General features: G+C 74.1%; 7 protein-coding genes. 4 read left to right on the top strand and 3 right to left on the bottom strand.

All coding sequences use genetic code 11. The features are described 5' to 3' along the window. Positions 1–357 (top strand): FG-GAP repeat domain-containing protein (locus IE287_RS34230; RefSeq protein WP_189853169.1); only part of this gene is annotated, 357 nt, incomplete at its 5' end. A gap of 68 nt (positions 358–425) precedes the next feature. Here IE287_RS34230 and IE287_RS34225 read toward each other — a convergent pair. Further along, complete coding sequence (locus IE287_RS34225) at positions 426–1,184, bottom strand: phosphoglyceromutase (RefSeq protein ID WP_189853168.1); 759 nt, start codon at positions 1,182–1,184, stop codon at positions 426–428. 125 nt (positions 1,185–1,309) lie between these two features. Here IE287_RS34225 and IE287_RS34220 point away from each other — a divergent pair, with 125 nt between their 5' ends. Next, positions 1,310–2,665 carry an MDR family MFS transporter gene (locus IE287_RS34220; protein WP_189853167.1) on the top strand — a complete coding sequence of 452 codons (1,356 nt, stop codon included), beginning with the start codon at positions 1,310–1,312 and terminating at the stop codon, positions 2,663–2,665. On the opposite strand, the gene IE287_RS34215 is transcribed toward IE287_RS34220, so the two are convergent. Continuing rightward, positions 2,622–3,143 carry a type III secretion system chaperone family protein gene (locus IE287_RS34215; RefSeq protein WP_189853166.1) on the bottom strand — a complete coding sequence of 174 codons (522 nt, stop codon included), beginning with the start codon at positions 3,141–3,143 and terminating at the stop codon, positions 2,622–2,624. The two genes, IE287_RS34220 and IE287_RS34215, sit on opposite strands and share 44 nt — an antisense overlap. Next, positions 3,136–4,506 carry a D-inositol-3-phosphate glycosyltransferase gene (mshA, locus tag IE287_RS34210; RefSeq protein ID WP_189853165.1) on the bottom strand — a complete coding sequence of 457 codons (1,371 nt, stop codon included), beginning with the start codon at positions 4,504–4,506 and terminating at the stop codon, positions 3,136–3,138. The genes IE287_RS34215 and mshA overlap by 8 nt, the downstream gene beginning before the upstream one ends. A gap of 284 nt (positions 4,507–4,790) precedes the next feature. Between mshA and IE287_RS34205 the strand changes: the two genes are divergently transcribed. Both IE287_RS34205 and IE287_RS34200 read left to right on the top strand, forming a co-directional pair. Beyond that, entirely contained in the window at positions 4,791–5,594 is an 804-nt protein-coding gene (locus IE287_RS34205; RefSeq protein WP_189853164.1) for a class I SAM-dependent methyltransferase, read from the top strand. 274 nt (positions 5,595–5,868) lie between these two features. Continuing rightward, the gene (locus tag IE287_RS34200; protein ID WP_189853163.1) at positions 5,869–6,924 is read left to right on the top strand and encodes a C40 family peptidase; all 1,056 of its coding nucleotides are present in this window, start codon (positions 5,869–5,871) and stop codon (positions 6,922–6,924) included. Positions 6,925–7,055 lie beyond the last annotated feature (131 nt).

The raw sequence follows: 7,055 nt of genomic DNA, 5'->3' as shown, positions 1-7,055 counted from the left end.
AAGATCGGCACCGGCGGCTGGACCGCCTACAACCAGATCACCGCCACCGGCAACATCGGCGGCGCCCCCGCCGGCGACCTGATCGCCCGCGACAAGAACGGCGTGCTGTGGCTGTACCTCGGCAAGGGCGACGGCACCTTCACCGCCCGCAGGCAGATCGGCGGCGGCTGGAACGCCTACACCGACACCCTCGGCATCGGCGACGCCGACTACGACGGGCGTCCGGACCTGTTCGCGTACGGCCCGAACAAGACCGCCTACTTCTACGCCGGCACCGGCGACCTCGGGAGGCCCTTCGCCACCCGCGTCACCAGCCCCGCCCTCACCGGCCTCCCGGCCCACGACCACCTCTCCTGACCCCACCCCACGAAGAAGCCCCCTGCCGGCGGATGATCCGCCGGCAGGGGGCTTCCCGTGCGTCAGGGCTACTTCTTGCCCTGGTTCTTGACGGCCTCGATGGCGGCCGCGGCGGCCTCCGGGTCGAGGTAGGTGCCGCCGGGGTTGAGGGGCTTGAAGTTCTCGTCCAGCTCGTAGGCGAGCGGGATGCCGGTGGGGATGTTGAGGCCCGCGATGTCGGCGTCGGAGATGCCGTCGAGGTGCTTCACCAGGGCGCGGAGGCTGTTGCCGTGGGCGGCGACCAGGACCGTGCGGCCGGCGAGGAGGTCCGGGACGATGCCGTCGTACCAGTACGGGAGCATGCGCTCGACGACGTCCTTGAGGCACTCGGTCTGCGGGCGCAGCTCCGGCGGGATCGTCGCGTAGCGGGCGTCGCCGGCCTGGGAGTACTCGTTGTCGTCGGCGAGCGGCGGCGGCGGGGTGTCGTACGAGCGGCGCCAGAGCATGAACTGCTCCTCGCCGAACTCGGCGAGGGTCTGGGCCTTGTCCTTGCCCTGGAGGGCGCCGTAGTGACGCTCGTTCAGGCGCCAGGAGCGGTGGACCGGGATCCAGTGGCGGTCCGCGGACTCGAGCGCGAGCTGCGCGGTGCGGATGGCGCGCTTCTGGAGGGAGGTGTGCAGGACGTCGGGGAGCAGACCGGCGTCCTTGAGCAGCTCGCCGCCGCGCGTCGCCTCCTTCTCGCCCTTCGCGGTGAGGTTCACGTCCACCCAGCCGGTGAACAGATTCTTCTCGTTCCATTCGCTCTCGCCGTGGCGGAGGAGGATCAGCTTGTACGGTGCGTCGGCCATGCGTACGAGCCTAATGGACCGCTGACGATTGACGCGCGTCGTCAATTCGCTGGCGTCCGCCAGCCGAGATGCGTAAGTTTCGAGAGCCGTTGGAGGGACTTACAAGACGGGGGACTCCGCCTCACATGACCATCGCTTCGCTCAGACGATCGGCGCACGCCACCGTCTCCGGTCTGCCGCAGGGCTTCTGGTGGCTCTGGCTGTCGACCTTGGTCAACAGGACCGGGGCCTTCGTCCTGACCTTCCTCTCGCTCTACCTGACGAGCGAGCTCGGGCACTCCGCGTGGTTCGCGGGGCTCGTCGTCGCCCTCCACGGCCTCGGCGGCGTCGCCGGCTCCCCGCTGGGCGGCGTGCTGACGGACCGGTGGGGCCGGCGGCCCACGATGGTCACCATGCACCTGGCGGCCGCCGCCTGCGCCGGCGCGCTCGCCGTCGTCACCAGCGCCTGGGGCGTGGCCCTCGTGGTCCTGCTGATGGGCGTCGCGATGCAGGCCGTCCGGCCGTCCATCAACGCGACGATCGCCGACATGGTCCCCGCCGACGACGTGCGCCGGGCCTACGCCCTGAACTACTGGGCGCTCAACCTCGGCTTCGCGGTCGCCTCGATCGCGGGCGGCGCCGCCGCCGTCCTCGGCTACCGCACCCTCTTCGTCGTCGACGCCGTCGCCACCACGCTCTGCGCGGTCATCGTCTTCCTGCGGCTGCCGGAGACCCGGCCCGAGAAGGCCCCGGCGAAGGCCGGGGAGAAGCCCGCCGACGAGCGGGTGTCGATGCTCGACGTGCTGCGCGACGCGCCGTTCCGCACGCTCGTCCTGCTCAACCTGCTGGTCTGCGTGGTCTTCACCGCGCCCTGGATCGGCCTGCCGCTGACCATGGCCGAGCAGGGCCTGTCCCCGTCCTCGTACGGCATGGTGATCGCCGTCAACGGCATCGTGATCGTCGGCTTCCAGCTGCTGGTCAACAAGGTGACCGAGCGGCGTTCGCCGGTCGCCCTGCTGGCCGTCTCCTCGCTGCTCTTCGCCGTCGGCACCGGCGCCACCGCGCTGGCCGGGTCGGCCGTCGCCTTCGCCGCGACCGTCGTCGTGTGGACGATCGGCGAGATGGTCCACGTGCCGACGAACGCCGCCGCCACCGCCCGGCTCGCCCCGGAGCACGCCCGCGGCCGCTACCAGGGCGTGATGGGCATGTCGTGGGCGGTGGCCGGGTTCATCGCGCCGGTCCTGGCCGGCGCGGTCGTCGACGGGCCCGGCTCGGACGTCCTGTGGGCCGGCACCTTCGCCCTCGGTGTCCTCGCCGCCGTCGGCTACACGGTGCGGCTGCGCAGGGCGCTGTGCGAGGAGGAGCCGGAGGAGCCGGGGGCTCCGGAGGTGCCGGCCTCCGAGACGGTCGCCGGCCCCGGTCCGGAGGCGCGGGCCCCCGAGGGGACCGACGGGACCGTCAGTCCCGCTCCGGCGGAGCGGTCTCCCGCGTCAAGCTCCTGAACGCGTCGAGGTTCCGCGTCGGCTCCCCCCGCGAGACACGCCAGGCGTACTCGCGGCGGATGGCCGACGCGAAGCCGAGTTCGAGGAGGGTGTTGAAGTCGCCGTCCGCCGCCTCCAGGACCGAGCCGAGCAGCCGGTCCAGTTCCTGCGGCGTGACGGCGGCCAGGGGGAGCTTCCCGGCGAGGTAGATGTCGCCGAGCCGGTCGATCGCGTACCCGACCCCGTACAGCCTGAGGTTCCGTTCGAGGAGCCAGCGGTGGACGCCGGCCTCGTTCTCGTCGGGGTGGCGGACGACGAAGGCGTTGAGCGAGAGGGAGTGGCGGCCCAGGCGCAGCGACAGGGTCGTGGACAGCTTGCGGGTGCCGGGGAGCTTGACCACGTACGAGCCCGGCGCGGGGCTCTCCCACTCCAGCTCCGCCTCGGTGAGCGTGTCCTCGACGATCCGCCGGGTGTCCTGAGCGTCCTGAGCGTCAGCCATGGTGGGAGCGTACGCGACGGTGGTGCGCGCGCTGCCGGTGGTCGTGCATGGCGGCCGTGTAGACGTCGGCGGTGGCCGAGGCGGCCGTGTCCCACCCGAAGGACCGGGCGTGCCGGGCGGCGGCCTCGCCCATCCGGTCGGTGAGCGCCGGGTCGGCGGCGAAGCGGTCCAGCACGCGCGCGTAGTCGGCGGGGTCGTGGCCCTGCACCAGGAAGCCGGTCCGCTCGTCCCGCACGGCGACGGGCAGTCCGCCGACCGCGGCGGCGACGACCGGGGTGCCGGCCGCCTGCGCCTCGATCGCGACAAGGCCGAAGGACTCGCTGTACGAGGGCATGACGAGGACCGACGCGGCCCGGAACCAGTCCGCGAGCCGCTCCTGGCCCACCGGCGGGTGGAAGCGCACCAGATCGGCGATGCCCAGCTTGGCGGCGAGCTTCTGGAGCTGCTCCGGCTTGGCGAGGCCGCTGCCGCTGGGGCCGCCGACCACGGGGACCACCATGCGGGAGCGCAGCGAGGGCTCGCGGTCGACCATCCGGGCGGCGGCGCGCAGCAGGATGTCGGGGGCCTTGAGGGGCTGGATGCGGCCGGCGAAGACGGGCACGAAGGCGTCCCGCGGGAGGCCGAGGCGGGCGCGGGCGGCGGCCCGGCCGTCGGCGGGCCGGAAGCGGTCGAGGTTCACCCCGGGGTGGACGACCGCGATCTTGCCGGGGTCCGCCTCGTAGAAGCGGGCCAGCTCGTCGGCCTCCTCGGTGGTGTTGGCGATCAGCCGGTCGGCGGCGGCGACGATCTGCGTCTCGCCGATGACCCGGGCCGCGGGCTCGGGGGTGTCGCCCTCGGCGAGCGAGGCGTTCTTGACCTTGGCCATGGTGTGCATGGCGTGGACGAGCGGGACGCCCCACCGCTCGGCGGCGAGCCAGCCGACGTGGCCGGAGAGCCAGTAGTGCGAGTGGACGAGGTCGTAGTGGCCGGGGCGGTGGCCCGCCCACGCCTGCATCACGCCGTGCGTGAAGGCGCAGAGCTGGGCCGGCAGCTCCTCCTTGGCCAGTCCCTCGTACGGCCCCGCGTCGACGTGCCGCACCAGGACGCCGGGGGCCAGCTCGACGACGGGGTCGAGGCCGCCGGTGGTGGCCCGGGTGAAGATCTCGACCTCGATGTCGATGGCGGCGAGCCGCTTGGCGAGCTCGACGATGTAGACGTTCATGCCGCCCGCGTCGCCGGTGCCCGGCTGGTGGAGCGGGGAGGTGTGGACGGAGAGCATGGCCACCCGGCGGGGGGTCCGGTGGCGGCCCGGCAGCCGGAGCCGGGAGGGCGCTGCCGGGTGCCGGTGCCGGGTGCCGGCGAACCGGGACACGTACTGGCTCACTGCGGCGGTCCTTCCGCGAGAGGGGCCTGGCGTGCGGACATGACAGGCGGAGGGCGCCGTACACGTCCTCCGCCCCGCACAACACCGGAACGGTTCCTTTCATTTCCGCCGCGCCCGGCGCTTTGCCAATTCATTACGCGGTGCCGCCCCGCACCCCTCACGCGGCGCCGCCCCGCGTCCCCCACCCGGTGCCGCCCCGCACCCCTTCTCCGCTTCTCCGCTTCTCCGCCTCTGCGCGCACGCCGCCCGCTCCGCCCCGTACGCCCCCTCCGTATCCTCGTCCCATGGCCCCGCGCACCACCCGCCCCGTCGGCACCCCGACCCGCGGGACCACCAACCCGAACCGGCTGCGCCGCATGGACCGCTGGATCGCCGCCGTCCACGGCCCCGCCCTGCGCCGCTCCCCCGAGCCGCCCGTCGCCGTCGACCTCGGCTACGGGGCCGCGCCCTGGACCGCCGTGGAGCTGCTCGCCCGGCTGCGCACCGCCGAGCCCCGCACCCGGCTGTACGGGATCGAGATCGAGCCCGCCCGGGTCGAGGCCGCGAGGCCGTACGAGGAGCGGCACGAGGGGCTCGCCTTCGTGCACGGCGGCTTCGAGGTGCCGGTGCCGGGCGCGCCCGCGCTGATCCGGGCGGCGAACGTGCTGCGCCAGTACGACGAGGAGCGGGTCGCGGCGGTGTGGGAGCGGCTGTGCGGGCGGCTGGCGCCCGGCGGGCTGCTGGTGGAGGGGACCTGCGACGAGGTCGGGCGCCGGCACGTGTGGGTGGCGCTGGACCGGGGCGGGCCGCGCACGGTGACCTTCGCGACCCGGCTCGGCTCCCTGGAGCGCCCCTCGGACCTGGCCGAGCGGCTCCCGAAGGCGCTGATCCACCGCAACGTGCCGGGCGAGCCGGTCCACGCCTTCCTGCGGGACTTCGACCGGGCGTGGGCGGCGGCGGCCCCGTACGCCTCGCTGGGCGCCCGGCAGCGCTGGATCCGCTCCGTGCGCGGGCTGGCGGCGGAGTGGCCGGTCGTGGACGGCCCGAAGCGGTGGCGCCAGGGCGAGGTGACGGTCCGCTGGGACGCGCTGGCGCCGGGCGGCGGCTGAACCGGCCCGGCGGGCGGTCCGGTCCTCCCGGGAGGCGGACGCCGGGCGGTCCGGTCCTCCCGGGAGGCGGCCGGCGGGTGTCCGGGGGGCCACCGGCGCACCACGTCTCCCCTCCGTACGCGCGGTTCGGGAACGTCACCCGCTCATCGAGCGTCACTCTGGCGGGGTACCTGTCGTTTTCCGGTTCCGCGTGGCACTATCGCCAGGACCACAAAAGTTACTGACGGTAAATCAGAAAGTGGCCGAGGGGGCACCCGGCCGCGAGGGGGAAGCAGTGAACCGACGACGCCGACGTCCGTACGCCGCCGCGGTCACCGTGGCCTGCGCGCTGGCCCTGCTGGCCACGCCGGCGCTCACCCTCCAGGCCTCCGCCGCCCCGCTGCCGCCGCCCCCGCCGAAGAAGACCCTCGAAGAGGTCCGCGTCGAGATCGACGGGCTCTACCGGCAGGCCGCCGCCGCCACCGACGCGTACAACCTCGCCGAGGAGCGCACCGAGACGCAGTCCGCCGAGATCGTCCGGCTCGCCCGCATGATCGAGGACGGCCGGAAGCGGATCGACACCCTCAAGGCCCAGGCCGGCGCCGCCGCCCGCGCCCAGTACCGCAACGGCGGCATCCCCGAGGGCGCCCAGCTCGTCCTCACCGGCGACCCTCAGCTCTTCCTCGACCACGCGGGCCGGGTACGCGAGGGCGCCAAGGCCACCACCGGCCTCATCGGCGAACTCTCCCGCGCCCAGGCGGAGCTGAACACCTACGCCTCGGAGGCCGGCGACAACTGGACCCGGCTGGAGGCCGACCGCGTCAAGCAGGCCGAGGCGAAGAAGCACATCACCGAGAAGATCGCCGCCGCGGAGAAGCTGGAGAGCGAGCTCGCCGCCGAGGAGCGCGAGCGGCTGCGCCGGCTGGAGGAGCAGGAGCGGCAGCGGTCCCAGACCGAGTGGGTCGGCTCCGGGATACTCGCCGAGCTCTCCGCCGAGGCCACCCCCGAGAGCCGCAGGGCGATCGAGTCCGCCCTCGCCCAGGTCGGCAAGCCGTACGTGTGGGGCGCCGAGGGCCCCGACTCCTTCGACTGCTCCGGCCTGACCCAGTCCGCCTGGCGCGCGGCCGGCAAGCGGATCCCGCGCACCTCCCAGGAGCAGTGGCGGCTGCTCCCCCGCGTCCAGCCGAAGGACATGCGCCCCGGCGACCTGATCGTCTACTACAAGGACGCCAGTCACATCGGCATGTACATCGGCGACGGGAAGATGGTCCACGCGCCCCGCCCCGGCCGGAACGTCACGGTCGCCGGCGCCGGCTCGATGGAGATCCTCGGCATCGTCCGCCCGAACTGACGGGCCGGCCCGCCGCCGCCCCGCCCCCGCCGGACCGCCCGCGGGCCGTCGCACGCACCACCGCCCGGACCGCCGCCGGACCCCCGTACGGACCGCCGCACCCACCGCCGGCGGACCGCCGCGCACAGCGG

The sequence above is a fragment of the Streptomyces omiyaensis genome (assembly GCF_014650895.1).
GTDB lineage: Bacteria > Actinomycetota > Actinomycetes > Streptomycetales > Streptomycetaceae > Streptomyces > Streptomyces omiyaensis.
This window is presented reverse-complemented; position numbering and strand designations above follow the sequence as displayed.

Bases quoted from the DNA above. Each gene is read 5' to 3' on its own strand.
- IE287_RS34215 (WP_189853166.1), bottom strand. From the start codon at position 3,143: ATGGCTGACGCTCAGGACGCTCAGGACACCCGGCGGATCGTCGAGGAC.
- IE287_RS34220 (WP_189853167.1), top strand. From the start codon at position 1,310: ATGACCATCGCTTCGCTCAGACGATCGGCGCACGCCACCGTCTCCGGT.
- IE287_RS34225 (WP_189853168.1), bottom strand. From the start codon at position 1,184: ATGGCCGACGCACCGTACAAGCTGATCCTCCTCCGCCACGGCGAGAGC.
- IE287_RS34205 (WP_189853164.1), top strand. From the start codon at position 4,791: ATGGCCCCGCGCACCACCCGCCCCGTCGGCACCCCGACCCGCGGGACC.